This is a genomic window from Actinomadura rifamycini DSM 43936, from assembly GCF_000425065.1.
Lineage (GTDB): Bacteria > Actinomycetota > Actinomycetes > Streptosporangiales > Streptosporangiaceae > Spirillospora > Spirillospora rifamycini.
Genome location: NZ_AULB01000021.1, coordinates 1 through 25,540 on the forward strand (window position 1 = coordinate 1; position 25,540 = coordinate 25,540).

The window sequence follows — 25,540 nt, forward strand, 5'->3', positions numbered from 1 at the left end:
CTACCACGCGTACTGCGACACCACCGCGAACATCGACGACACCGCCCTCGACCGCAACGCCGACGCCATCGCCCACGCCGTCTGGACCCTCGCCGGCACCGGCGGCCCGCCCGACGGCGAGATCGTCCACGCCGACGACCTCGAAACCGACCAGGGCTGGACCGTCGACCCGGACGGCACCGACACCGCCACGTCCGGCGCGTTCGAGCGCGGCACCCCGCAACCCACCTCCTGGTCCGGCGTGAACCTCCAGCTCGGCGCCGCCGGCGGGTCGAACGCCCTCGTCACCGGCGCCGCCGCCGGACCCGACACGGGCGCGAACGACCTCGACGGCGGCACCACGACCGTCCGGTCCGGCCCGATCGCGCTCCCCGCGGGCACCCGCACCCTCGCGCTCACCTGGTACCTCGCGCACCTGAACAACGCCTCGTCCGACGACCGCCTGCGCGTCGCCGTCGTCGGCCCGAACGGATCCACGACCGTCCTCGACCGGCGCGCGGCGGCCGCGAACGCCCCCGGCGCCTGGACCCCGCACACCGCCGACGTGTCCGCGCACGCCGGCACGACCGTCCGCGTCGTCGTCACCGCCGCCGACGCCGGCGCCGCCAGCCTCGTCGAGGCGGGCGTCGACGACCTCGCCTTCACCAAGTAGCCGCAGGTCGGCCCACGGTTTCAGTAGTTTCAGAAGCTTGTTTCACAAGGATTGAAAATCCAACACCGACTGGACTCGTTGACACCGGGCACGTCCCCGCGATGTCCTTTTTGGGACGCCCTTCCCGGTCCCGGCGCACATCGCGAGGACCCGGGTCGGGTCCGACCGCACGTTCCCCCCGCTCCGAACGTGCGCGGAGCGCGGCCGACCCCCGCCCGGCCGCGCGGCGAGCCCCCTGTGTGCAGGGCTCGCCTCAGGAAGGCCGTACGGGACGACTCTCGGCCCGTCCCGTACGGCCTCTTGCTTATTTGCAAGGCCCTCGGCGTCAGGCCGCGAGGCGGCCTTCCTTCAACGGGCCTTGCGTGCGATTGCTGCATCGCTCCGACTCGCCCCAGGGGGCTCGCTGCGCGATCAAGTTCTCGCTTCGCTCGAACTTGGCTTCGCTCGCAATCGCAGCGGTACCGGCCCGCTCTGGCGGGCTTTGGTGGGGGGTGATGCAATGGAGGTATGTGCCGCAGCATTAAGACGCTTCGCCCGCCGTTTACCGAGGACGCCACCGACGAGGATGTGCGGGCGGCCGCGCTCCAGTACGTGCGGAAGATCTCCGGGTTCCGTGCTCCGGCCGCGCACAACGCCGAGGCGTTCGACCGGGCCGTCGAGGAGATCGCCGCCAGCACGGCCCGCCTCCTGGAGACGCTGGAGGTCCGGGGCGCGCGCAGCGCCTGACGGAACGCCGACGGCCCGCGCACACATGGTGCACGGGCCGTGTCGACCTGCGCGTCAGCTCTTCTCGGCGGCGATGAGTTCGGCGATCTGGACTGTGTTGAGGGCGGCGCCCTTGCGGAGGTTGTCGCCCGAGCAGAACAGCGACAGCCCGTTCTCCACCGTCTCGTCGCGGCGGATGCGGCCCACGAAGGTCGGGTCCTTGCCGGCGGCCTGGAGGGGGGTGGGGACGTCGCTCAGCTCGACGCCCGGGGCGGCGGCGAGCAGCTCGGCGGCGCGCTCCGGCGTGATCGGGCGCGCGAAGCGGGCGTTGACCTGCAGGGAGTGGCCGGTGAAGACCGGCACCCGGACGCAGGTGCCCGAGACCTTGAGGTCCGGGATCTCGAGGATCTTGCGGCTCTCGTTGCGGAGCTTCTGCTCCTCGTCGGTCTCGTTCAGCCCGTCGTCCACGATCGACCCGGCCATCGCCAGGACGTTGAACGCGATCGGGCGGACGTACACGTCCGGCTCGGGGAACTGCACCGCGGAGCCGTCGTGGGTGAGCTTGTCGGCGTTCTCGACGACCTTGCGGCTCTGCTCGTGCAGTTCCGACACGCCCGCGAGGCCGCTGCCCGACACCGCCTGGTACGTCGAGACGACCAGGGCTTCCAGGCCCGCCTCGGCGTGCAGGGGGCGCAGCACCGGCATCGCGGCCATCGTGGTGCAGTTCGGGTTGGCGATGATGCCCTTCGGCCGGTTCGCGGCGGCGTGCGGGTTCACCTCGGACACCACCAGGGGGACGTCCGGGTCGAGCCGCCAGGCGGACGAGTTGTCGACGACGACGGCCCCGGCGGCGGCGACCTTCGGCGCGAGTTCCTTCGAGGAGCCCTTGCCCGCGGAGAACAGGACGATGTCGAGGCCCGCGTAGTCCGCGGCGGCGGCGTCCTCGACCGTGACCTCGCCGTCCCCCCACGGCAGCTTGCGTCCCGCGGACCGCGCGGACGCGAACAGGCGCAGCTCGTCGACCGGGAAGGCGCGTTCCGCGAGGATCTCCCGCATCACGCTCCCGACCTGGCCGGTGGCCCCGACGATCCCGATTCTCATGCGACTCCCTACGATCGCTTGACCTGCGTCTCTGCCGTTCACCCTACGCAACGCCGCAAAGCGGCGGTCAAGCCGGGCGTCAGCCCGTCCAGCCGAGGACGGCCCGGGCGCCCTCCTGGGCGCGGGCGTGCTCGTCGAGCGCGCGGCCGAGGGCGGCGTCGATCGCGTCGAGCCGGTCCTCGAGATCGGCGAGGTCGCGGTCGGCACGGTCGAGCCCCGATTCCTTGATCAGGGAGGGCGGGCCGCCGGAGGCGGCGGCGAGTCCCGCGGCGAGCGCGCGGTCGGCGCGCAGGTAGGCGCGGAGGGGGCCGCGGACCCGGTCGCGGAGGTCCGAGAGCCGCTCGAATCCGCGTTCCGCCTCGGCGAGCCGGGCGCGTTCGCGCTCGGTCGTCCCCTCGGCGTCGTCGAGCCGTTCGCGCAGGCCGGCCAGTTCGGCCGTCGTGTCGGCGGCCTCGCGGAGGGCGTCCCGGACGCGCGGTCGCAGCAGTTCGAGCTGCTCGCGGGTGAGCCGGACGACGCCGTCGGCCGCGTCGCCGACGGCCCGTTCGGCCGCGGCCGACTCGGCGAGGGCGGCCTGGCGGGTCTCGAGCGCGTCCCGCTGGGCGCGCAGGTCGTCGACCTCGTCGGCGAGGCGGCGGAGGCGGCGCAGCTCGGCCACCCGGTCGCGGAGCCGCTCGTGCTCGTCGGCGAGGCCGGCGAGTTCGTCCCGCACCTGGCCGAGCTCGGCGAGGACGGCCCGGTCGGCGGCGAGGTCCGCCCGGGCGGCGGCCAGCGCGGCGTGCCGCTCCCGCAGGTGGTCGCGGACGGGCGCGCCCGGCGCGGCCGCCTGGACCAGGGCGGGGACGCCGCGTTCCAGTTCGGTGATCCGGTCGAGCGCGTCGTCGAGTTCGGCCACCGCCCGGAACGCGGACACGTCGTCGTCCGGGGCGGTGCCGAGGGCGCGGGCCGACCAGTCGGCGGCGAGGCGGAGCGCGGTCAGCGCGGCGACGGGCCCGTCGTCGGCGAGGACGGCGGCGAGGCGGGTCTTGAGGTCGTCCGTGGCTTGGGTCATCGGGCGGCTCCGTCGGTCACGGGGGCGGGCGGAATCGGGCAGGGGCGGGGCTCCCCGGCACCGCCCGCCGGATACAGCACGAGGGCGCCCGGCCCCGCGTGGGACGGGCGCAGCCCCAGCAGGTACTCGCCGGGCGGGACGTCCGGCGGCGGGAGGGCGACGTCGCGGCCGTCCACCCGGACGTGGAACGGCGCGGTGCCCCGGTCGGGGATCTCCACCCGGACGGGCCGGCCCTCGTGCCGGGCGATGTCGGCGCCCGGGTCGAGCGGCACCTCCCGGACCTCCAGCAGCCCGCGGCGCAGGCGGTGCAGCGGCAGCGTCACGGCCGGGCGCGCGGGCGGGGCGGCGGTGACCGCGCCCGCCGCGATCAGCAGCGCGCCGCGCACCGCCGCCGCCGGGCCGAGCCGGGACGGGTCGGGGAGCCCGAACGTGTCCGCGAGCACCCGTCCCGCCAGCGGGAACATGCCGAAGCCGCCCGCGAGCGCGACCCCGGCGGGCGTCCCGTCCAGCACCCGGCGGACGACGTCGGTGAGCGCCTCGGCGGTGTCGGTGAACGCGCCGACGAGCGTCCCGGCGGTGATCTCCGCGTCGCCCAGCCGGTAGACGGGCGCCTCCCGGTAGCGGGGGTGCGTCCACGCGCGGGACAGGACGGCCGCCGCGCGGCGCGCCTGCCGGGTGCGGGCCTCGGCGAACAGCGCGTCGAAGGCGGGCACGGGGGTCGCGGCGGCGACGGCCTCGGCGAACGCCCGCCCGGCGACCCGGTGCCGGTCGGCGACCGCGACGGCGTCGGCCCGCACGGTCCCGGGGCCGGCCGCGCAGCGCGCCGCGGCGATCGTCCGGGCGCCGAGGTCGCAGACGAGCAGCGGGCCCTGGACGGACGGCGCGGCGCGGCCGTCGTGGGAGGCGGCGGCGGCGATGCAGTCCACCTGGTCGAGCCAGGTCACCTGCCCCCAGCCCAGCTCGGCGAGCAGGACGCGGCGCAGCCGCTCGTGCGCGCGGACGCCCTCGGCCGTCCCGTCCAGCCAGCGGGCGGGCATCGTGACGGCGATGTCGCCGAGCGCGCCGGGCGCCCGCTCGCGTCCGGTGGCGAGCAGCTTGGACAGGAAGACGGGCAGGTCGGCGGGGTCCGGGGTCGGCTCCACGACGGTCGCGAGGGGGCGCCCGCCGGGGCCGCCGACGGCGAGCGCGGTGGTGGCCGAGCCGACGTCCAGCGCGACCGTCAGCTCCCCGCTCATCCGTCGCCCGACCTGCGCTTGCCGCGTCCGAGGCCGGGCAGTCTCTTCCCGCGCCCCCGCTTCGCCACGTGGTCGATCCGGTCCTTGGCCTCGTCGAGCCGGACCCGGACGGGTTCGGTGGGCTGCCACGCCTCGTCGCCGAGCGCCGCCGTCTCCAGCAGCAGCGCCCGGCGCGAGATCTGCGCGCTGAGCGCGTCCGCGAGCGCGTCCCGGAACTCCGCGGCCGCGGCGGGACCCGGGGCGCCGTCGAGGACCGCCCGGACGAGCTGTTCGACCCGGCTCGCGGCTTGCGCGGCGTCGTAGCGGCCGCCGACCTCGTATTCGACCCGCCGCGCCAGTTCGAGGATCTCGCGCGTGGTGAGGGGCCGGCCGAGGTCGGCGAGGTGGCGGAGCGCGTCCGGGGCCGAGCCGCCGACGAGCACGCTGGCGAGGTAGGCGGCGGCGACGTCGTCCATCCCGGAGTCCGCCCTGATCCGCCCGAAGGCGCCCTCGGTGGACGGCGGGGCGGTGCCGTTGCCCTGCCCGTACAGCGGCGCTATGGCCGGGCCGGGGGCGGGGCCGTGTTCCGCCATCGGGTCGCCCGCGCTCGGAGGCGGCGTGAACTGGACGGCGCCGTGCCCGCGCGGGGCGGCGTGCTCGGCCCCACCGAAGGCGGACGGTGCGCCCCCTCGCGCCGCCGGATGGGCGGCCTCGTCCGGCACCAGCAGCGCGCGGAGCGGGCGGTACGCGGGACGGTGCGCGAGCAGTTCGTCCGGCGGTTCGGTGGCCAGCACCGTGGCCAGCGGATCCCAGTCCCGGTCGACGCCGCCGACCAGGTGCCGGGCGAGGTTGAGCACGTTGTCGGCGCCGGCGGTTCCGGCACCGGCCCAGGGGCGCATCCGGAGCGCGTGGGTGAGCCCCACCACCAGCTGCTGCTCCATGCCCGGCGTCGGGCGGTGCCGCCACGCCTCAAGGAACCCGTCCTCGTAGCCCCGGAAGTCGGCGTGGCCCACCGTGTCGGCCAGGAAGCGCGCGGACGACCCCAGCATGAGGAGCACGGCGTCCGACGCGCCCTGCGCCCACGGGTCGGGCGGCTCGGCCCGGTTCAGCGTGGCGGCGGCGAACTCGCAGGCCGCGCGGGACGGCTCGCCGTGCCGCCCGAGCCAGTCGACCAGTGCGGGGAGGACGCACCGGAGCCGCTCCAGCCGCGCCGCCACCCAGACGAGCGCCGCCACCATCGTCCGCTCGGTCTGCGCCATCCCCCCGATGGTCTCGACGGTGACCTGCCGACCGTCGAGCACCGTCCGGAACGGGTCCATCAGGTCGCCCCGCACGTTCTCGAGCCAGGCCACCCAGGCCGCGACGCGCCGCTCCCCCGCGGTCTCCCCGATCAGCAGCGCGGCGGCCACCCCGCGATCCTCGACCACGTTCACGACGAGCGGGGAGAAGATCTCCTCCGGCCGGAACGGGTCCACGGCGTCCCGGATCAGGTCGGCGACCATCGTGCGCGCGGCCCGGTACTCGGGGCCCTGGAGGTCGGGGTCCGCCCCCCACCGGACGAGTTCCGCGAGGAACTCCCCGGCGAAGCGACGGCGCCGGGCGACCTCGAGGTACCGCGAGATCCGCCCGTCCGGCTGCTCCCGCCACAGCAGCACGGCCGCCGCCTCCACCAGCGCCGCCAGCGGGTCGCCGGGGCCGCCCGGCGGGGCCAGGTCGTCCCAGCGCCGCTCGATCAGTTCGAGGTCGTCGGGGTCGGCGGCCCGGACGAGGTGGTCGAACACGCGGGGCCGGTCGGCGGGGTGGAGTTCGTGGATGCGCTGCCCCCGCACGAGCCGCCGCACGTCGTGCAGGTTCGCCCGGCCCGCCCGGACGGCCGCGGCGACCTCGCTCGGCCATTCCACGTCGGCGAGGCTGCGCAGCGCGTGCCCGGGGTCGCTGAACTCGCAGGGCGTCCCGTCCGACGCGAGGTAGGAGACCAGGCCCGCGAGGTCCGGGAAGCGGTGGTTCAGCAGCTTGTGCAGGTGCCGCAGGTAGTCGGTGGCGGTCGGGGAGAGGCGGACCGGTTCGTCCGGACCGTGCCAGGACAGTTCGCGGTTGCCGCCGCGCGCGCGCCGGGTGAACAGCAGGCGGATGTTGGGCGCCGGGCCCGTCGCCCAGGTCGCCCCGGTGAACCCGGCGCGGTACCCGTACGGGAGGAGGGCGGCGACGGCGTCCAGGAACGCGAGCCGGTCCCACAGGGTGGCGTCGCCCGCCTGGACGACGTCGACGTTCCCGTCGAGCAGCATCGCGGCGGCCCGCATCACCCGCTCGGTGCCGAACCGCTCGATGTCGCGGGCCGGCGCGACCGGGTCGTACTGCGGCAGGGTCAGCTCGACGCCGCCGGTCGGGCCGCCGTCCATCGGCAGGTCGAGCCGCTGCACCTCCCGGAACAGCGCCGTGTACGAGACGGGCTCGGCCTGCACCTGCCGGTACGGGACGCACACGTACTTCGTGAACGCGACCTGGCGGCCGGCGCCGTCGCGGTGCTCGCTCCACGTCTCCACGGAGATGCCGAGGTACCGGTCGGGCTGCTCGCCGACCCAGCTCACCGCGACCCACGGCAGCGCCCCTTCGCCCGCCGTGTGCGCGGGCGGGGTGCCGAGGGCGTAGCGGTGCAGGATCTTCCCGTAGGACGCCCGGTCGTACGGCTCCCGGCTGAAGTTCAGCACCCCGTAGTCGTCGCTGCTGCCGGGGCGCTTGCCGACCAGCGCCCAGCCCGCGGTCACCCGTGCCATCGCTGCCGGCCTCCCGTCTCCCGGTGTCCCGTCCCCGTGCGTCCCGTCCCCGTGCGTCCCGCCGCCGGACGTTCCGGACTCGTCGCCACGGTCAGTGCCCGGTGCCGTTCGCCGCGCCGTCCAGCCGCCGGCCGAGCCACAGCACCGGCTCGACCACGTTGATCGGCCACACCTTGCCGCGGATCTCTATGCCGCCGTCGGCGTTCTTGGCGACGTTGCTGTAGTCCTTCTCGGTGAACCGGTCCGAGTCGCCGAGGTAGAACCCGACCGCGGACGTGGCGAAGTACCGCACCCGGTCCGGATGAAAGTACTTCTGGATGCTGCTCAGCACCAGGTCCGCGTTGCCGACCTCGGAGTCGCGGCACAGCTCGGCGAAGAAGTGCCCGGCGGAGTCCTCCCGGACGCGCGGCAGCATCTGCGGCGAGTCGTCGTAGGTGAGGTACCCGCCGACCCGCGCCTTCCGGTACACCTCGGGCGCGTCGAACTTCGTGACGCACACGGCGAGGTGCTGCGGCAGCCGGTCGTCCACCGAGCCGCGGTCCCGGAACACCTGCCGGGACAGCTTCAGCAGCGTCCGCTGGAAGTAGCTGTAGGAGTCGCCGCGGCGGCGCTCGCGGGTCGGGTCGAACAGGTAGACGATCCCGTCGCAGCCCGCGAGGTGCTCGATGACGTCGTCCTCCTCGATCTCGGACGGGCGCTCGTCGGGTTCGTCGAAGCCGAGGTTGTCGCCGCCGCCCGCCATCGCCTCGCCGGGGACGCCCTTGCTGGCGAAGACGGCGCCGGGCGTGTCGACGAGGTCGATGTTGAACTCCATCGGGACGGCCTTGGTGCGGCGGCCGAACCTCTTGCCCGTCTCGACGGTGGTGGTGCCGCGCAGCGTCCAGCTCAGCGGGTTGGAGAAGCGGGTCGCGGGCGGGAACTGGCGGTGCTGGGTGAGCATGCTGGTCTGGGTGTCGAGGAAGTCGTTGGACTCCTCGTTGACCCCGAACAGCATCCACTGCTCGGGGCTGCGCAGCACCGCGACCTGGAGCGCCGCGAGGAACGTCGTCTTGCCGCTCTCCGGCGCGCCCCACAGGCCGATGCGGCGCAGCTCCCGCACCGGCCGCTCCACCCGGGGCGGGTTCGGGCCGGGGCCGTTGGGCCCACCCTGCGGGGGTGGGGCAAATTGGGAGGATTCGGTCACCGGGCACCTCGTTCCGGATCGGCCAGCGGAAGGTCGAGCGTCTGCGGCGCGGACGGCAGCAGGCCGAGGCCCGCACCGAGCCGCGTCGTGTCGGTGTCGTCGAGATCATGCCGGAGGAGCGCGCCGAGCTCCGCCCACGCCCGGTGGTCCGGGTCGGGGGCGCGGGCCGCGTCCACGACGGCCGCGCACTCCACCCCCGCGCGGACGAGCCCGCCGAGCGCCGTCCGCCAGGACAGCTCGAACTGGCACGGCAGCACGTCGTCGTCGCCCTGCACCGCCGGGTGCGGGGGGCGGGCGCCGACCGTGAGCAGGACGGTCCGGGCCGCGCGCGCCGCCGGGGGCGGGAGCCGGCCGGCGACCTCGTGCAGGACGTCCTCGACGGGCGCGGCCTCCGGGTAGGCGACCGGCGACGCCCGCAGGCCCGACAGGGCCCGGAGGGCTTCGGCGGGCGCGGCGAGCCAGGCGCCGGACACGGTCTTGCGGCGCTCCCGGCCGCGCCCGTAGGCGTGGTCGCCGTAGCCGAACACCGCCGCCCGGACCAGGCCCGGCCGGGGGCGGGACCCGTAGCGGAGGTCGAGTTCGGCCAGCAGGTCGCGCAGGAGGGCGAGGCGCCGCGCGACGGCGGCGCCCGGGCCGCCCAGCTCCACCGCGCAGATCAGGTCGACCGGTTCGGTGAGGATTTCCAGCCTGTCGGGCACCCCGGCGAGCAGGTCGGGGAGCCGGGCGGTGACGGGGCTCAGCGGGCCGGGGGCGGTGAACCGGACGGCGCCCGGTCCGTCCAGGACGGCCCGCACGTCGGTACGTCCGGCGGCGGGCAGCTTCGCGGCGCCCGCGGTGAGGACGGTCCAGCCGTCCGGGGCGGCGGCGACGGCCGCGAGGACGGTCGAGTCGGCGTCCCCGGGCGGACGGGCGAGCGGCACCGCGCTCTCCGCGCCCGCCCGGCTCCCCGCCGGGAACAGCGGGAGCAGCCGCGGGCGGAGGCGGCGGGTGCCCGGCTCGACGCCCACCGCGAGGAGGCCGATGTCGTGGGGGGACGGGAGGGCGGCGAGGAGCGGGGCCAGCAGGTCCGACACCGTCCGGGACCCGGCGGGGACGACCCGGGCGCGGCCGTTGGCGCGCCGCAGGATCCGCACCGTCCGGTCCGGGACGGGCCAGCCGATGTCGCGGTGCACGAGCAGGACGTCGTCGCCCGGGTCGCCGAGCCGCGCCGGGAGCGCCTCCCGCAGCGCCCGCCACAGCATGTCGCGGTCGACGTCCGCGAGGCCGCCCGCGAGCTGGAAGCGCCGCTCGTCCGGGTCCCGCGACAGCATCGGCAGCGCCGCCTCCCAGGCCAGCGCGGTGTCCGCCGCCGGGGGCACGCGCGGGACGCCGAGCGCGTCCGGCTCGATCCGGACGACCGTCAGCCCGACGTCCGCGCCGACCTCGGCGACGACCAGGGCGCGCCCCCGGCGCGGCGGCTCCAGCGCGGCCGCGAGCTGCGCCGCCAGGGCGTCGTCCGACACCGGCGGCGCCGCCGCGATCCGGGCCGCCTCCGCCCACTCCCGCTCGGTCGGCTCCCCGCCCCGCACGAACGGCGCCGCGGACCGCCCGGCGCGGACCGCCGCCCGCAGGTCCCGTTCGCGGCGCGCCGCGGCGAGGCGCGCCTCGAAGTCGCGGACGTCGCCGGCGCCGGGCGCCCCGAGCCGCCACCCGCCGTGCAGCGGCCACCGGCACTCGGCGCACAGCGTCTCCTCGTGCGCGATCGGGCACCCGCAGACCGGGCACCCCGGCCGCCCCCGCGCCTCCGCCGGCCGGTCAGCACGCATCGGGCACGTCCTCGGGGAGGAAGGTGTCCACGTCGGCGTCGTGCGCGTCGGCGGTGCGGGCCGCGAGCCGCGCCTCCATCGCGGGCAGCAGCCGCTCCCGGACGGCCCGCGCGTTGCCGAAGTCGCCCGGGCTGGCGCGGCGCTCCGCGGCGAGCCACGCCATCGCCCGCACCCGGGTCGCGGACGGGACGCGGTACCCCTCGTCCGACGCCATCGCGTCCAGGATCCGCACCAGCTCCTCCGGGGAGTAGTCGGGGAACTCGACCTCCTGCGTGAACCGGGACCGCAGACCGGTGTTCGCCGCCAGGAACCCCCGCATCTCGCCCGGGTACCCGGCGGCGATCACCGTGAGGCGGCCGCGCAGGTTCTCCATCTCCTGCGTCAGCGTGTCGAGCGCCTCGCGGCCGAAGTCGCGGCCGTCGTCGCCGCGCGCCAGCGCGTACGCCTCGTCGACGAACAGCACGCCGTCCAGCGCCTCCTGGACCTTCTCGCGCGTCCGCGGCGCGGTGTGCCCGATGTACTGCCCGACGAGGTCGGCGCGGCCCGTCTCCACCACGTGCCCCTTCGCGAGCAGCCCGAGGTCGCGGAAGATGCTCCCGATGAGCCGCGCCACGGTCGTCTTGCCCGTGCCCGGCGGGCCGAGGAACAGCAGGTGCGGCGCGACCACCTCGCCCTTCCCGCGCCGCTGCTTCAACCGGATCTGCTGGACCAGCGACCGGACCGTCCGCTTCACCGGGACGAGCCCCACCATCGCGTCCAGCTCGGCGAGCAGCGCCTCCAGGCGGGGGACGTCCGGGCGCAGGTGCGTCCGGAGCCGCTCGGGCAGGTCGGCGGACTCCAGCGGGCGGTCCACGGCGGCGCGCGTCCGGACCGCCCACCGGCGCTTCAGCTCGTCGGCCAGGTTGCGCATCTCGCCCGCGTTGCCGAATCCGGGGCCGCGCGTGCGGTGCATCCCCTCGACCGCGCGGCGGACGTCGGCGTCGAACCCGTCCGTCCAGTCCAGGCCCTGTTCGCGCAGCCGCCCGAGGACGATCCCGGCGAGCGTCGCCGCGTCGTAGTCGGGGAACGTGATGATGTTCGCCTCGGGGAAGCGGCGGCGCAGGCCGGGGTTCGCGTCGAGGAACTCCGCCATCCGGTCCGGGTAGCCGGCGGCGATCACGACGAGCCGGTCGCGGTCGTTCTCCATCCGGGTCAGCAGCGTGCCGATCGCCTCCCCGCCGAACCCGTCGCGCTGGTCGGCCAGCTCGTACGCCTCGTCGATGAACAGGACGCCGTCGAGCGCGCTGTCGATGACGGCGCCGGTCTTCTGCTTCGTCTCGCCCACGAACTGCCCGACGAGCGCCGCCGCGCTCGCCTCCACGAGCTGCCCGCGCCGCAGCACCCCCAGCTCCCGGTACATCTCGCCGACCAGCCGCGCCACCGTCGTCTTGCCCGTCCCCGGATTCCCCGCGAACACCAGGTGGTGCGCGGCGGGCTCGGCGGCGCCGCGGCCCTGCTCCCGCATCCGCGCCTCCGCCTCGATCAGCAGCCGCATCTCGGCGAGGCGCTCCTTGACGGCGTCCAGCCCAGCGAGCGCGTCGAGCCGCCGCCACACGTCGCCGCCGCGCCCGGCGGCGGACACGATCCAGCCGCGCTCGCGCAGCACCGCCGCGTCCAGCGGGACGCCGTCGGCGGCGAGCCGCCGCAGCCGCCGCTCCCACACCCGCACCGGCTCCCCGGCCGCCGCCATGGCCCGCACGACCTGCCCGAGCCCGGCCCAGTCCCCGATCCGCAGCCGGCCCCCGCCGCCGGTCAGGCGGACCGCGTGGACGAGGCGGGCGAGTTCCGTCTCGTCCGGTTCGCCGACCCGTCCGGGACGGTCGCCGCGGGCCGCGAGGCGCCGGATGTTCTCCTCCAGCGTCGGGAACCGCCGGAGGTCGCGGACGAACTCGCGCAGTTCGTCCAGCGACGCCCGCCCCGACACCAGCACGCACTTGTTCTGCGCGCTGCCCCGGTAGGCGACCCATTCGGCGAACACCGTGGCCAGGGCGCGGCCCGCGCCGGTGTGGCTCAGCACCTCCTCCGCGTGCAGCACCACGACCGCCGTGCGGACGGCGTCCTGCCGCATGAGGTGGTCGAGGGTCATGACGGCGTGCGCGTCCGTCATCCCGGACGGCGCGGACGGCGCGGACGGCGCGTCCGGTTCGGGCGCCGCGTCCGTGACCACGCGGTCGCCGAGCGGCCCGGCGAACCCGGGACGCATCCGGCGCTTCCCCCGCGCGCCCGCGGCACCGCCGTCCCCCGGACGGGCGAGGCGGCGCGACTCGGCGTCGCGGAAGTAGAGCTTGCGCTGCAGCGAGTAGAAGACGATCCGCTCGTATCCGGCCGCGTGCAGGGCCTCCCACAGGGCGATCTCGATGCCGTACGCGCGGTGGGCCTCGTCGACGAACGCGTCGTCCGCGCAGGGGCCGTGCACGATCGTCACCGGGTCGCCGTCCGCCGCCGTCCCGCGCAGCGCGGCGAGCCGTTCGCCGGGCGCCGCGCTCACCGCCGCCCGTCCGTGCGGGAACGCTCCGCCTCGGCGGCGCCGCCGGCGCGGGCGGTGAGGCCGTCGGCGCGGACGGCGTCGAAGTCGGCGAGGGCCGGGTCGGGGCGGGACGCGTCGGCCGCGGGGTCGCCGACCGGCAGCCCCCGCTCGCGCAGCCCCGTGGCGATCTCCCGCGCGCGCTCCGCCAGCTCCTCCTCCGAGGCGGTGTCGCGGTCGAACGACAGGATCCGGACCGACAGCTCCCCCGGCCCGCCGTCGTCGTCGGCGTGCGCGACCTCGATGACGATCTCGTTGTCGTTGAGGTGCCGCAGTTTGCTGTAGAACGCGGCGCGCTCGTCGTCGCCCGCGTACGTGTTCTCCGCCCAGGCGAACCCGGTGGCCTCCTCGACGGCGTCCACGACCTGCTCGGCGACGTTCACCCGGGCCTGCGACGCCAGCAGCGCGGCGGACGCGCGCACCACGACCGCGTCGAGGCGGCGCTCCAGCTCCGGCGCCTCCCGCCGGACGACCTCGCGCAGCTCGTCCGTCCCGGGCGGCTCGCCGGTGTCGCGCAGCGCCTCCGCGCGGGCCTCGATCTCCGCGCCGAGGCGGGACAGGTCGCCCTCCGACCAGTGGTCCACGTCGAACGTGACACCGTCGAGGAGTTCGCCGGCCGCGCCCGGCGCGGGAAGCGTCGCCGCGAACCTGACCCGTTCGGCGGCGATCGTCAGGGCGTCCAGCGCCGCCACCCGGGCCGCCTGCCACTCCTGCTCCAGCAGCACCAGCTCCGCGCGCAGGTCGGACAGGTCGAGGAACGTCTCCTGGAGCAGGCTCAGCGACTCGCCCGCGAGCCCGCCCGCGACGTTCGCCTCGGCCGTCGACAGCCGCCGGTCCAGCGCGTCGAGCCGGCCGGGCGCGAACCGCTCGTGGGGCAGCTCGGCGCGGATCACGTCCCGCATCAGCCGCGCGTCGTCGAGGACTTGCCGCGCGGCCGCCGCGGCGCGGTCGCGGTCGGCGCGCAGCTCCTCCAGGCCGCGGGCCAGCTCGGCGTTCTGCGCGCGCCGCTCCGCCCGCTCCGCCGCGACGGCCGCGCGGACGCTCTCGGCCTGCTCGGCGCGCAGGTCCGCGACGGCCTCGGCCATCCGGCCGCGCATCCGGTCGGCGTGCTCGCGGAGCCGCCGCGCCGTCCGCCGCTCGGCCTCCTTCGCCTGCTCGCTCAGCCCGCCGAGCGCCGCCTCCACCCGCTCCTGGCGGCCGGCGACCTCCCCGAACGCCCGGTCCAGCTCGGCCCGATGCTCCCGCCGGACGGCGTCCAGCAGTTGCGGCACGTCCCGCCGGACGGCGTTCAGCCGGGCCGCCGCCCGGTTCGCCTCGCGCCACGCCCGCTCGTCCACCGTGATCCGCTTCGCACCGCTCACCGCGCGCTCCTCTCCCCGCCGTCGCACCGCCCGGACGGCCCGGCCCACTCGGATGTGACGCCGGACGCGGCCGGGGTGTTCACCGCTCGTGCGGGCGGCGCGACGCCCGGTGGGTCCGGGTCCGGGTACGCCGCCGCGATCGCCCTGCTCGGCACCCCCACGTACAGGGCCGCGCGGTCGCGGACGCGCACCTCGACGCGGCGCGGGCCGTCCGCGAGCGCCGCCGCGTGCTCCCGCAGCCGCCCGGTCAGGTGGTGGACGCGCTGGTTCGCGCTGCCGCGCAGCCCCCGGTCGTCGTTGCGGCCCGCGACGTACAGGCCGTCGATCAGCACGTCGGCCGCCGCGAGCAGCTCCGCCACGCCCGGCCCGGGCGGGCGGTCGCGCAGCCGCTCCAGCCGGTACCCGGTGAAGCAGATCAGCGTCAGGTCCGGGCGGACGGCGCGGGCCGCCCGGACGGCCTCGGCCAGCCCGGCCGCCTGCGCCATCGGCTCGCCGCCGGAGAACGTCAGCCCGGTCACCGCCGGGTCGGCGAGCAGCTCCGCCGCCAGGTCCGCGGGGGACACCCGCCGGGCCGGACGGTCCGGGATCCACTCGGGGGCCAGGCAGCCCGGGCAGCGGAACGGGCAGCCCTGCACCCAGACCGCCGACCGCGTGCCGGGCCCGAGCGCGCGGGTGCCCACGCACGTCTCCGCGACGTTGAGCGGCTGGTGAGGGGGCATGGGCGACCGTCCGGTGAGGGGCGACCGGATGACGAGCAACCGGAAGGGGCCGTTCGGGGGAAAGACGCGGATCAGGACCTGTGGCCGGATTGTACGGGAGCGCCGGATGGCTTCTTCATGGCACAGGACACAGAACTCCGATCGCCGGTCGGATATTTTCAAGCCCGATGTCCGAATGCGGACACCTTAACGCAATGTGATCAACGCGGCACGGGCTTGTCGCGATTGGCACGCTATTCTGCCCCCCTGACCCTCTGGCCCCCGCAGCCGGTCGTCACCGACTCTCCTCGTCGCCCCCTCGTCCGAATGAAGAGGAACGGCCCCGACATGATCCCCGCCCCAGAGGATCCCCCGCGCCCGCCGACGCCCCGCGCCCCGCGCATCGCGGACGGACGCGCGCCGCGCGCCGCGCTCGGCCGGGCCGCGTTCGACCGCCGGGACACCGCCCTGCGGGGCGTCCTGCGCGCCCTGCGGGCCCGCGCCGGCCGCGTCACGGCCGGCCTGTCCGCGCGGCGGCCGCAGCCGCCGCGCGTCCCGTCCCCACCCGGCGGGCCCCGGCCGTCCCCGCCCGTCCCGGCGACGCCTTTCCTCCGTTCGGGCATCGCTCCGAACGTCTCCGAAAGGGCCGTGCATGACCGATAACCGGCAGAAAGCCCGTTTCAGCGTGCTGATCTGGCTGTCCGGCGCACAACCCGAAATCCTCCGGCAGTGCCCCACGGAACGCGCCAAGTACCAGGGCATCGGCGCCGCGGTGCTGATCACCGCCGGAATGGCCGCGGTGTCGATGGCGTTCGCGCTGTCCATGGCGGTCAAGGCGCCGCTGCCCGTCGCGCTCGTGTTCGCGGCGCTGTGGGGCGTCGCGATCATGCTGCTGGACCGCTGGCTCGTCACCACGATCCAGCGGCAGGAGCGCAAGCGCCACGCGTTCTACCTCGCCGCGCCGCGCGTCCTGTTCGCCCTGCTCATCGGCTTCGTGATCTCCACCCCGCTGGTCCTGCAGATCTTCAAGCCGGAGATCGACGTCGAGTTGCAGCGGATGAAGGCGTCCGCCGCCGACAGCAACGCCCGGGCGGCCGAGTCCGGCGACCTCGGCAAGCGCATCGCCGAACTCGACGCCGAGGCCAAGCGGCTGGAGGGCGTCATCGCCAGCGGCGGCGACGCCGGCACCGATGTGAACAGCGACCCCACCATCGCCGGCCTGCGCAAGCAGGAGGCGGCCGCGCTGAAGCGCGTCACCGAGGCCCGCGAGGAGCTCATGTGCGAGCTGAGCGGGCGCGGCGAGTGCCAGGCGGGCGACGGGCCGCTCGCGGAGCAGCGCAAACGGCAGCTCGCCGACGCGGAGGAGCAGCTCGCGACCGTCCGCCGGCAGATCACCGAACGGCAGGAGGCGCTGAAGCGGCAGGGCGCGACGGCCCGCGAGGAGAACGTCGCCGCCGCGAAGGAGCGGCTGCCGCGCGTCCGCGCGCAGCTCTCCGCCGCGCAGGAGCAGCGCGACGCCCTCGACAGGGGGTTCGCGTCCACCAACGCCGAGTCCGACGGGCTACTGCTGCGGCTCAAGGCCCTCAACCAGCTCACCGAGGACGACGGGACGCTCGCCGCCGCGCACCTCCTGCTGTTCCTGCTGTTCACGTCGATCGAATGCCTGCCGATCTTCGTGAAGCTGCTCCTCGTGCTCGTCCCCAAGCGGAGCCTGTACGAGGAGATCCTGGAGATCGAGGAGCGGCGGCGGATGCGGGTCGCGGCGGAGACGGCGCGCCGCGAGCAGAACGCGCAGATCCTCGCGGCGGAGGACATCATCTCCCAGGCCCGGCTGCTGCGCGAGGCCCGCGACGCCGCGATCCCCCGCATGGTGGAGCAGACCGTCCGCGTGGAGATGGAGGTCGCCGAGGCCGTCCTCACCGAGTGGCGGAACCGGGAGATGCGCAACGTCCCCGGCAACCTCGACACCTACATCGCCGCGGACGCGTTCCCGCACGCCGACGTCCGCCCCTACCCGGCGCAGAACGGCAACGGCCGGCCCCCGTCGGGCCCGCCCCCGGCAGGACGGGGCCCCGCCGGGCCTCCCCCTACCGGACCAGGGGGGTCTCAGGGGTGAATCAGGGCGAATCCCGGATGTCAGGCACGGCCTCGGCGGGCATGCTCAAGGTATGGACATGGAGAAGACCACCGCAAGCAAGTCGCTGAGACGCGTCCACGAGGGGCGCCTGGTCGCGGGCGTCTGCGCGGGCACCGGACGGTTCCTCGGCGTGGACCCCAACATCGTCAGGCTCGGCCTCGCCGTCTTCACGCTGTTCGGCGGCGCCGGCATCGCCCTCTACGTGATCGGCTGGCTGCTGATGCCCGACGAGGGCGCGCCGAAGTCGATCGCCGAGGACCTCGCGAAGAAGGCCGGCGACTCCCCGGCGTTCCAGGACGCCTTCCAGAAGGCGAAGGACGCCGTGAACAGCAAGCGGGACAAGACCTCCGTCTAGGAGGCGGGGGCCGATCTGCGGGCGTCGTCGCCCGCCTTGGCGACGACGACGGACGCGGCGTCCGTGAACGCCGTACCGCGGATCTGGTGCCACGACAGGGCGAGCGCCGCCGCGGCCGACAGGCCGAGGGCGCCCGCCAGCGCCACGACCGTCTCCGGGCCGAGCACCTCGGCGACGGCCCCGCCGACCAGGATGCCCAGGCCCTGGCCCGCCAGGATGCCCGACTGCGCGAGGCCGAACGCCTGGCCGCGTCCGCTCGGCGGCACCGCCGCGACGAACGCCGCGTTGGCCGCGAGCTGGTACGCGCTGCCCACGCCCGACAGCGCCCACAGCAGCAGCACCGCCCACAGCGGCGGCTGCAGCCCCGACCCGACGAGCGGCACGCACGCCAGCATCGCCATCCACCCCATCGACCGCAGCCGGTTCGCCGGACGGACGAACCGGCTGTACAGGAACGCGCCGACCACCATGCCCGTCGGCATCGCCGACATCAGCAGCCCGACCGTCACCGCGCTGTCGTCGAACGTCGCCGCGTACGGGGCGGCGAGCCCCTCCGGGATCGTGTAGAAGGCGCACAGCCACGCGAACGACACCAGGGACCGCAGGGTCGGGTCCCCGAACACGAGGCGGGCGCCGTCCCGCATGCCGCGCCACAGGCCGAGCGACTGGGCGTCCCGCTCCTTGGGCGCCGGGCGGCGCCGCAGCCCCCCGACCAGGATCACCGCGGACGCGCCGAACGTCAGCGCGTTCAGGGCGAGCGCCTCCCGGGCGCCGACCGCCGCGACGACCGCCCCGCCCGCCAGGAACCCCAGCATCTGCGTGACCTGGTGGGTGATGTTGTTGATCGCCGTCCCGGCGACGAACCGGTCGCCCTCCAGGACGTCCGGGAGCACCGCCGCGCGCGCCGCCGTGAACGGCGTCCCCAGCAGCACCGTGAGGAACACCAGGACGCACAGCGCCCCCAACGGCAGCGCCAGCACGGCCATCACCGCGACCAGCACCGCCCGGACGACGTCGCAGACGATCATCACGGTGCGGCGGGGGAACACGTCGGCGAGGCCCGACAGCAGGGGGCCGCCGACGATCGGCGGCAGGTACGTCAGCGCGTAGGTGGCGGCGGTGAGCAGGGCGTTGCCGGTGCGCTCGTACACCAGGACGGCCAGCGCCACCTGCGCGAGCTGGTCGCCGATGAACGACAGCGCCTGCGCCAGCCAGAGGGCGCGGAACTCCCGCACCGCGAACACCTCGCGGTAGGTCGCCTGCGCCTCCGGCGGGCGCCGGTGCCTGCCGGTCCGTCTCTGCCTACCCGCCACGCGCGCTCCAGGTCGGGCCGCCCCGGGTTGGGCGACACTCCTATTAACTCACGCTGCGTGGCAGTTATGTGACCTACAGTGCCCGATTGCCGTGACTTATTCGCGATCAGTAGCCCAGCTCGTGCAGTCTGTCATCGTCGATTCCGAAATGGTGGGCGATCTCATGGACCACGGTGATCCGCACTTCGTCCACCACGTCCTCCTCCGTCTCGCAGATCCGGAGGATCTCCCGACGGTAGATCGATATGTGATCGGGCAGGACACCGCCGTACCAGTCACCGCGTTCGGTTAGGGGTACGCCTTGGTAAAGACCGAGCAGGCCGTCCTCGGGCGCGTCATCCTCGACCACGATGACGACGTTGCGCATGTGGGCGGTCAGCTCGGGCGGGATGCTGTCGAGGGCCTCGCCCACCAGGTCCTCGAACGCCTCGCGCGTCAACTCGATCACACCGGCCATTCTGCTCGACAGGAAGGGGACCCGTGCCCAAGGTCCGCGCCTCGATGGCCCAGACCCGTTCCCGGCTCGGCACCGGCCTGCGCCGCCTCGGCGGCTCCCCCGCCGCCCGCCGCGCCCGCACCGCCCCCGCCCCCGCCGCCCGCCGCACCGCCGCGGGCGCCCGACGCACCGGCCGCGTGCTGCGCAGCCGCCCGTCCCGCGTCGTGTACGTCGTCCTCGCCGGCCTCGCCGCCGGCTACGTCGGCCTCCTCCTCGGCGGCCGCGTCGTCACCCCCGTCGGCCCCACCAACGTGCAGCTCAGCCTCCAGCCGTCCCTGCACGGCGGGACGGCCCTCGAACTGCCGCCCATCGGGGCGCTGCGCCTCGACACCCACTGGGGGCCGCTCGCGCTCGAGGCCAAGCTCACCGAGGTCCGCCCCGACGAGGCGCAGCGGCTCATCGAGGACGACGTCGAACTCGCCCGGGTCACCGACAGCATCGCCGGCGAACTCCGCGACGGCGTCAAGGACCTCCTCGTCCGCGCCGCCGCCCTCGCCCTCGCCGCGAGCTTCCTCGCCACGCTCGTCCTGTTCCGGTCGTGGCGGCGGGCCCTGCTCGGCATGGGCTCCGCGGCCGCCGGCGTCGCCGCCGTCCTCGTCCTGACGTGGACGACGTTCAACCCGCGCGCCATCAGCGAGCCCCGCTACACCGGCCTGCTCGCGAACGCGCCCCAGGTCGTCGGCGACGCGCAGAACCTCGTCGACCGGTTCTCCGCGTACCGCGAGCAGCTCGCCAAACTCGTCGGCAACGTCTCCGAGCTGTACGCGACGACCTCCACCCTGCCCGTGTACGAGCCCGACCCGTCCACGATCCGGGTCCTGCACGTGTCCGACGTCCACCTCAACCCGGCCGCCTGGAGCGTGATCGACTCCGTCGCGACGCAGTTCCAGGTCAAGTTCATCATCGACAGCGGCGACATGATGGACCACGGCAGCGAGGCCGAGAACGAGTTCGCGAACTCCATCGAGGACCTCGACGTCCCCTACGTCTACGTCCGCGGCAACCACGACTCCGAGGGGACCGCCGAAGCCGTCGCCGAGCAGGACAACGCGATCGTCCTCGACGACGAGACCCGCGAGATCGAGGGCCTGCGCGTCTACGGCGTCGGCGACCCCCGCTTCACCCCCGACAAGTCCACCCGCGACGACGGCGTCGGCGCCGAGCAGCTCTACGCGCAGGGCGCCGTCCTCGCCGAGAACCTGCGCGAGACCCGCGCCAACCCCGACATCGCCGTCGTCCACGACCCCACCGAGGGCAAGGCGTTCTCCGGGCTGACCCCGCTCGTCCTGTCCGGCCACACCCACACGCGCAAGACCGAACTCCTGCCGACCGGCACCCGCCTGTTCGTCCAGGGCTCCACCGGCGCCGCCGGCCTGCGCGGCCTCGAGCACGAGGAGCCGACGCCGTTCGAACTGTCCGTCCTGTACTTCAACCGCTCCAGCAAGCGCCTGCAGGGCTGGGACGACCTGCGCCTCGGCGGCCTCGGCCTCACCTCGGCCCACATCGAGCGCCAGCTCGAACCCGAACCCGACCGCGCGATCTCGCCGCGCCCGCCCGCGATCGCGCCGCCGTCCTCCCCGACCTCCCCGTTCCCGTCCGAGTGGCCGTCCGACTGGCCGTCCCGCACCCCGTCCCCGCCGCCCTCGCCGACCCCGTTCGGCGCCTCCCCCCGCGCGTCCGCGTCGGAAGGGGGATAACCGTTTGTGCGGGCGCCCACGTTGTCCCCTACACTTGTCACGGTCGAGTGGCGTGCACGCCACGGCACCGGGCCCCCTTCGTCTAGCGGCCTAGGACGCCGCCCTTTCAAGGCGGTAGCGCCGGTTCGAATCCGGTAGGGGGTACCACACACCTGGCTGCGGGCCGGGGAGCTCTCCTTCGCCGCTCAGGCTCACCTGCTGGTTGCAGCGGCGCCTTCCGTCCCTCTGGCCGCACGCATGCGCCCCGCCGGGGTCCTGCGGGCTGGAGGACTCCGGCGGGGCTCGGTTATGCGGAACTTCGCGCTCCGAACGGCACGGCGATTGGGGATGTCGCCGACCGCCCGTCCAGTCTCCCCGGACGGGTCACGCCGGCCAAGGGAGCATTGATCGGAATGCGCGGCGGATTGATCGGCGGCGCCGGATCAATCCGCCCGTCACCCCGCGCTCGCGCGTTTCGCTAGGCCGTCGAGGTAGCGCGTGAGGGAGTGCTCGAACAGGTCGTCCAGATCGTCCGCGACCACGATCTCCTCCACGGCCGAGAGGTAGGGGAAGCACCCGGACCGGAAGTGCCGCCGCGCCTCGACCTCCATCGCCGCCCACCAGTCGGTCGTGCGCATGCGCGTCTCGTGCGCCATGCGCAGCTCGTCCGCCGCGGTCAGGGCGAGGCCGCGCACGAGCGCGGGGAGGGCGACGGCGGCCCGCCACCGCTCGGCCCCCGCCAGCCCGAGCCGCGCGAGCGCCCGGAGGGTGCGTTCGCTGTGCTCCATCGCCTCGGGCACGTACGGCGGCCTCATCGGCGACAGGAACCCGGCCAGCCACGGGTGGCGGCGGTAGAGGCGCCACTGCAGCCGGTAGACCTCCTCCAGCTGCGCGCGCCACCCCTCGGGCGCGACGTTGGCCAGCGGTTCGGTGCGGAACACCGCGCGGATCATCAGCAGTTCGAGCTCGTCCCGGCCCGCGACGTGGTGGTACAGGGACATCGGCGTCACGCCGAGCCTGCCCGCGAGGCCGCGCATGGAGACCGCGTCCGTCCCCTCCCGGTCGGCGAGCGCGACGGCGGCCGCGACGATCCTCGCCCGCGTCAGGTCGCGCGGCGCGAGCCGCGGAGCGGGCGGCGGGCGCCGCTCGGCGGCCCTGACCACGCTGCCCGAACCGGGCGTCGTGACGATCAGCCCCTCCTCGCGCAGCCGGGCGAGCGCGCGGCTCGCGGTCGCCATCGCGACGCCGAAGTCGCGCACGATCCGGCGGGTCGAGGGCACGCGGTCGCCGGGGCGCAGCTCGCCGTCGGCGATCCGCCGGCGCAGCTCGTCCGCGACACGCCGCGCCGGTCGTCCGTCCTCCGCGTCCATGCCGCAGACTGTACTAGTACGGTCGGCGGCGCGGTGTAGGCACAGGGCGCCTTTTCCTGCCATGCGGGCAGTACGGCTGGGGAAGTGTACTCGCGTGACGGGCTCGCGGTTCAGCTCGTCCATACGGTGTACAAATGAGCTTCGACGACAGAGCCCTGGCGCTCACCGATGTCACCGTGATCGACGTCACCGGCGGACCGTCCCTGCCCGGCCGGACCGTCCTCGTGGCGAACCGGACGATCACGACGGTCGGTCCCGCGTCCGAGGTCGCGATCCCGCCCGGCGCCCGCGTCCACCACCTCCCCGGGCGGTACGTGATGCCGGGCCTGACCGACATGCATGTGCACAGCGACACCGACGCGTCCCTCGAACGGCTGTTCCCCGCGCTCTACATCGCCGGCGGGGTGACGACGGTCCGCGAGATGTGGGGGAAGCCGCAGCTGCACGAGTGGCGGAGACGGACGGCCGCCGGAAAGATGATCGGGCCGCGTTCGGTCATCGCAAGCCCGATCGTCGACGGCGCGCCGACCCTGTGGCAGGACATCCCCGTCGACTCGCCGATCGCCGCGGTCACCACCGGGCCGGACGCCAGGCGCGCGGTGGGCGAGGCGAAGGACGGCGGCGCGGACTTCGTCAAGGTGTACTCCCGGTTGGAGCGGGAGCCGTACTTCGCGCTGCTCGACGAGGCGGCCCGGCTCGACATGCCCGTGGTCGGGCACCGCTCCGACCGGGTGCCGTTCGGCGAGCAGATCGGCGCGGGCCAGCGCTCGTTCGAGCACGTCCACGGGCTGTGGCCGGCGACCTCCGCCGACGCGGACCGGCTGGAGGCCGCGATGGCGCGGATCTCCACGCGGGACGGGTCCCACTACGCCGACTGGTTCAGGCAGGTCACCGACGTGGAGTGGGAGTCGCTGAACCGCTACAGCCGCGCATCGGCCGCGTCGCTGTTCGAGCGCATGGCCGCCGCCGACGTCGCCTACTGCCCGACGCTCGTCATGCACGCGACGATCGAGCTGGCGGAGTGGATCCGCCTGGACGACGAGCGGTTCGCGTACATGCCCCCGGACACGCGGGACATGTGGGCGTTCGTCCGGGACGAGATCTTCCACGGCGGGGGGCGCAGCACCGAGGAGGCCGCGAGGCGGCGCACGATGTTCGACCACCGGCGGGCGGCGGTCGCCGCGATGGAGGAGGCGGGCGTGCGGCTGCTCGCCGGCACCGACACCGGAGGCCCCGGCCTGTTCCCCGGCTTCGCGCTGCACGAGGAGCTCGAGTTCCTCGCGAGCGCCGGGCTGACGCGGCTGCGCGCCCTCCAGGCGGCGACGATCGAGCCCGCCCGGTTCCTCGGCCGCGAGCGGACCTCCGGGTCGGTCGAGCCGGGCCGGCTGGCCGACCTGCTGGTCCTGGACGCGGACCCGCTGGCGGACATCCGGAACACGCGGCGCATCCACGCGGTCGTCGCCGACGGCCGCTACATCGGCCCGGACGAGCGCCGCCGCCTCTTCGACGACGCGGCCGCGGACGTGAAGGAGGCGCAGGGCGCGTGACGAACGACGCTTCGCCGCGGACCGACCGCGCCGTCCGCGTGCTCCTGGCCGCGTTCCGCGACGACGACGTCATGACGTGGCTCACGACCGACGTCTCGGCCCGGCTGTTCGAGTTCGTGGTGACCGAGTCGGCCGCGGCCGGGGGCCTCGACGTCCTGGACGACACCGCGGTCGCGGTCTGGTTCCCCTCCCCCGCACCGGACGCCGAGGAGCCGCCGCCGGGGCTGCCGGACAGGCTCCGGGCGTTCCTGGAGACCACGGCCGCGCGCCATCCGGTGGACCGCCCGCACTCCTACCTGCAGTTCCTCGGCGTGCACCCGGCCCACCAGGGCCGCGGCACCGGCTCCGCACTGCTCGCCCGCGGCCTCGCGCGTGCCGACGCCGCGGGCCTGCCCGCGTACCTGGAGGCGACGTCGCCGCAGAACCGCGGCCTGTACGAACGCCACGGTTTCGCGCCGTTCGGCGCCCCGATCGTCCTGCCCGACGGCCCCGCCATCTGGCCGATGTGGCGAGAGCCCCTGGCCCCGCCCTCGAACCCGGCGAACGAATGACTCGACGCCTTGCGGCTCCGAGGGTCAGCCCTGCGGGCTCTCGGAGCCCGACGTTGCGTCGGGCATCGGCAACGGCCATGACTCCGGAGCCGGGCCGAAGGCGCGACGGCTGGACCTGACGGTCAGAGAGCCGATGGCGGCGTTGGCTCCGCCACCGATCACGGCGCCGATACCGAACGGCGCCACCCGACCGAGAACGATGATCCCCTGCTTGGTCCCGTACTTCGTGATGAAGTTCTTGCCCAAGATCTTGTTGATCTGACGCAGTGTCTCGACGGGCACCTTGGCGACGATCTGACGTCCCCAGTGCTGCCCCGTACGCTCGGCGACCTTGGAGATGGTGGCGGAGCCGGACCCGCCGAGCATGATGCCCATCACGATCGTCCGGCGGCGCTCGATCTCGTCGATGGGGACTCCGTGGACTTCGGCGACCGAGAGCGCGAACAGCGCGCTCAGCTCGAGGGACGAGAAGGTCTCGCCCGCCGTCAGCGCCAGCGCGACACCCGTGCCGACGCCGGGCGCGGCCGCGGTGCCTCCGACCGCGGCACCCGTGCCGGTCAAGGCGCTGACGTACATGCGCTCCAGAGACCGGATCACCTGTGCCGGCGTCGCCTCCGGGTTCCGCTGGCGAGCCCGGGCGATGTTCTTGCGCACCAGGGCGCTCTGGGCGTCGATCGCCTTGTCGAGGAGGTCGAGGACCCGCTGCCCTTGTCCGCCTGACGCCGGAACCGGGTCGAGGGCGTCTGCGGTCATGCCTTGATCTCCTTCGGTCGTCACATCCCGGCCGAGTCTCCCACTCGACCGGCCGCCCGGACCTCGCGGCGAATGGAGGAGGCCACCTCCGGACAGGAGGTGAACCTCGTCTCCGCACCTCGGCCGAGCCGAGCCCGCTCAGGCGATCTGGAGCCGGCACTGACTTCCACAGCGTCGACCCCCGTCAGCCCGACTTCGTCGCTCGTTCGTCCCGGACTGCGGGACGTACGCCGAG

The 25,540-nt window shown here is 75.0% G+C and carries 19 protein-coding genes, 1 tRNA gene and 1 pseudogene; 8 read left to right on the plus strand and 13 right to left on the minus strand.

Annotation, left to right across the window (positions count from 1 at the left end; translation table 11 throughout):
- Positions 1–652 (plus strand): annotated as a pseudogene (locus H505_RS50645) (aminopeptidase); the annotation flags it as partial.
- Between the two features lie 507 nt (positions 653–1,159).
- Positions 1,160–1,378: a DUF2277 domain-containing protein gene (locus H505_RS0120425; protein WP_026403462.1), complete on the plus strand. Its 219-nt coding sequence runs from the start codon at positions 1,160–1,162 to the stop codon at positions 1,376–1,378.
- A gap of 54 nt (positions 1,379–1,432) precedes the next feature.
- On the opposite strand, the gene H505_RS0120430 is transcribed toward H505_RS0120425, so the two are convergent.
- The 9 genes from H505_RS0120430 to H505_RS0120470 form a co-directional block, all read right to left on the minus strand.
- Entirely contained in the window at positions 1,433–2,458 is a 1,026-nt protein-coding gene (locus H505_RS0120430; protein ID WP_026403463.1) for an aspartate-semialdehyde dehydrogenase, read from the minus strand.
- Between the two features lie 79 nt (positions 2,459–2,537).
- Entirely contained in the window at positions 2,538–3,509 is a 972-nt protein-coding gene (locus H505_RS0120435; RefSeq protein WP_026403464.1) for a coiled-coil domain-containing protein, read from the minus strand.
- Positions 3,506–4,744 (minus strand): hypothetical protein, encoded by a 1,239-nt coding sequence (locus H505_RS0120440; protein ID WP_026403465.1) that lies wholly within the window; start codon positions 4,742–4,744, stop codon positions 3,506–3,508. Before H505_RS0120440 ends, H505_RS0120435 begins: the two co-directional genes overlap by 4 nt.
- Positions 4,741–7,497: a hypothetical protein gene (locus H505_RS0120445; RefSeq protein WP_157433069.1), complete on the minus strand. Its 2,757-nt coding sequence runs from the start codon at positions 7,495–7,497 to the stop codon at positions 4,741–4,743. The genes H505_RS0120440 and H505_RS0120445 overlap by 4 nt, the downstream gene beginning before the upstream one ends.
- Positions 7,498–7,588: 91 nt before the next feature.
- The gene (locus H505_RS0120450; protein ID WP_157433070.1) at positions 7,589–8,596 is read right to left on the minus strand and encodes a hypothetical protein; all 1,008 of its coding nucleotides are present in this window, start codon (positions 8,594–8,596) and stop codon (positions 7,589–7,591) included.
- 80 nt (positions 8,597–8,676) lie between these two features.
- Positions 8,677–10,485, minus strand: coding sequence for a serine/threonine-protein kinase (locus tag H505_RS0120455; protein WP_026403468.1), 1,809 nt, complete (start codon positions 10,483–10,485; stop codon positions 8,677–8,679).
- Positions 10,475–13,012 (minus strand): AAA family ATPase, encoded by a 2,538-nt coding sequence (locus tag H505_RS0120460; protein WP_026403469.1) that lies wholly within the window; start codon positions 13,010–13,012, stop codon positions 10,475–10,477. Before H505_RS0120460 ends, H505_RS0120455 begins: the two co-directional genes overlap by 11 nt.
- Positions 13,009–14,409 (minus strand): hypothetical protein, encoded by a 1,401-nt coding sequence (locus tag H505_RS43270; protein ID WP_157433071.1) that lies wholly within the window; start codon positions 14,407–14,409, stop codon positions 13,009–13,011. The genes H505_RS0120460 and H505_RS43270 overlap by 4 nt, the downstream gene beginning before the upstream one ends.
- Positions 14,406–15,128, minus strand: a complete 723-nt coding sequence (locus tag H505_RS0120470; RefSeq protein WP_026403470.1) for a 4Fe-4S single cluster domain-containing protein — start codon at positions 15,126–15,128, stop codon at positions 14,406–14,408. The genes H505_RS43270 and H505_RS0120470 overlap by 4 nt, the downstream gene beginning before the upstream one ends.
- Positions 15,129–15,759: 631 nt before the next feature.
- On the opposite strand from H505_RS0120470, the gene H505_RS47870 reads away from it, so the two are divergent.
- Both H505_RS47870 and H505_RS43280 read left to right on the plus strand, forming a co-directional pair.
- Positions 15,760–17,223 (plus strand): DUF4407 domain-containing protein, encoded by a 1,464-nt coding sequence (locus H505_RS47870; RefSeq protein WP_084550569.1) that lies wholly within the window; start codon positions 15,760–15,762, stop codon positions 17,221–17,223.
- A 58-nt stretch (positions 17,224–17,281) separates the two neighbouring features.
- On the plus strand, positions 17,282–17,599 hold the full coding sequence (locus tag H505_RS43280) for a PspC domain-containing protein (RefSeq protein WP_245592585.1): 318 nt from the start codon (positions 17,282–17,284) through the stop codon (positions 17,597–17,599).
- Here the strand turns inward: H505_RS43280 and H505_RS43285 are convergent.
- Together H505_RS43285 and H505_RS0120495 are read right to left on the minus strand one after the other, a co-directional pair.
- Positions 17,596–18,912 carry an MFS transporter gene (locus H505_RS43285; protein WP_051300950.1) on the minus strand — a complete coding sequence of 439 codons (1,317 nt, stop codon included), beginning with the start codon at positions 18,910–18,912 and terminating at the stop codon, positions 17,596–17,598. The two genes, H505_RS43280 and H505_RS43285, sit on opposite strands and share 4 nt — an antisense overlap.
- A 106-nt stretch (positions 18,913–19,018) precedes the next feature.
- A complete protein-coding gene (locus tag H505_RS0120495; RefSeq protein WP_026403474.1) occupies positions 19,019–19,360 on the minus strand; it encodes a metallopeptidase family protein in 342 nt (113 codons plus the stop codon).
- A gap of 53 nt (positions 19,361–19,413) precedes the next feature.
- Here H505_RS0120495 and H505_RS0120500 point away from each other — a divergent pair, with 53 nt between their 5' ends.
- Together H505_RS0120500 and H505_RS0120505 are read left to right on the plus strand one after the other, a co-directional pair.
- A complete protein-coding gene (locus H505_RS0120500) occupies positions 19,414–21,105 on the plus strand; it encodes a metallophosphoesterase family protein (protein WP_084550610.1) in 1,692 nt (563 codons plus the stop codon).
- A 71-nt stretch (positions 21,106–21,176) separates the two neighbouring features.
- Positions 21,177–21,252: transfer RNA gene (locus tag H505_RS0120505), tRNA-Glu, on the plus strand.
- A gap of 287 nt (positions 21,253–21,539) precedes the next feature.
- On the opposite strand, the gene H505_RS0120510 is transcribed toward H505_RS0120505, so the two are convergent.
- Entirely contained in the window at positions 21,540–22,454 is a 915-nt protein-coding gene (locus H505_RS0120510; protein WP_026403476.1) for a GntR family transcriptional regulator, read from the minus strand.
- A 134-nt stretch (positions 22,455–22,588) separates the two neighbouring features.
- Here H505_RS0120510 and H505_RS43290 point away from each other — a divergent pair, with 134 nt between their 5' ends.
- Positions 22,589–24,001, plus strand: a complete 1,413-nt coding sequence (locus H505_RS43290) for an amidohydrolase family protein (protein WP_051300951.1) — start codon at positions 22,589–22,591, stop codon at positions 23,999–24,001.
- Positions 23,998–24,552 (plus strand): GNAT family N-acetyltransferase, encoded by a 555-nt coding sequence (locus H505_RS0120520; RefSeq protein WP_026403477.1) that lies wholly within the window; start codon positions 23,998–24,000, stop codon positions 24,550–24,552. The genes H505_RS43290 and H505_RS0120520 overlap by 4 nt, the downstream gene beginning before the upstream one ends.
- A gap of 24 nt (positions 24,553–24,576) precedes the next feature.
- On the opposite strand, the gene H505_RS0120525 is transcribed toward H505_RS0120520, so the two are convergent.
- Entirely contained in the window at positions 24,577–25,305 is a 729-nt protein-coding gene (locus H505_RS0120525) for a hypothetical protein (protein WP_026403478.1), read from the minus strand.
- Between the last annotated feature and the right edge of the window lie 235 nt (positions 25,306–25,540).

Coding starts and splice junctions, on each gene's coding strand:
- H505_RS0120430 (WP_026403463.1), bottom strand. CDS start 2,458: ATGAGAATCGGGATCGTCGGGGCCACCGGCCAGGTCGGGAGCGTGATG.
- H505_RS0120510 (WP_026403476.1), bottom strand. CDS start 22,454: ATGGACGCGGAGGACGGACGACCGGCGCGGCGTGTCGCGGACGAGCTG.
- H505_RS0120440 (WP_026403465.1), bottom strand. CDS start 4,744: ATGAGCGGGGAGCTGACGGTCGCGCTGGACGTCGGCTCGGCCACCACC.
- H505_RS43280 (WP_245592585.1), top strand. CDS start 17,282: ATGGAGAAGACCACCGCAAGCAAGTCGCTGAGACGCGTCCACGAGGGG.
- H505_RS0120445 (WP_157433069.1), bottom strand. CDS start 7,497: ATGGCACGGGTGACCGCGGGCTGGGCGCTGGTCGGCAAGCGCCCCGGC.
- H505_RS0120455 (WP_026403468.1), bottom strand. CDS start 10,485: ATGCGTGCTGACCGGCCGGCGGAGGCGCGGGGGCGGCCGGGGTGCCCG.
- H505_RS0120425 (WP_026403462.1), top strand. CDS start 1,160: ATGTGCCGCAGCATTAAGACGCTTCGCCCGCCGTTTACCGAGGACGCC.
- H505_RS0120470 (WP_026403470.1), bottom strand. CDS start 15,128: ATGCCCCCTCACCAGCCGCTCAACGTCGCGGAGACGTGCGTGGGCACC.
- H505_RS47870 (WP_084550569.1), top strand. CDS start 15,760: ATGACCGATAACCGGCAGAAAGCCCGTTTCAGCGTGCTGATCTGGCTG.
- H505_RS0120500 (WP_084550610.1), top strand. CDS start 19,414: ATGGCCCAGACCCGTTCCCGGCTCGGCACCGGCCTGCGCCGCCTCGGC.
- H505_RS0120525 (WP_026403478.1), bottom strand. CDS start 25,305: ATGACCGCAGACGCCCTCGACCCGGTTCCGGCGTCAGGCGGACAAGGG.
- H505_RS0120435 (WP_026403464.1), bottom strand. CDS start 3,509: ATGACCCAAGCCACGGACGACCTCAAGACCCGCCTCGCCGCCGTCCTC.
- H505_RS43290 (WP_051300951.1), top strand. CDS start 22,589: ATGAGCTTCGACGACAGAGCCCTGGCGCTCACCGATGTCACCGTGATC.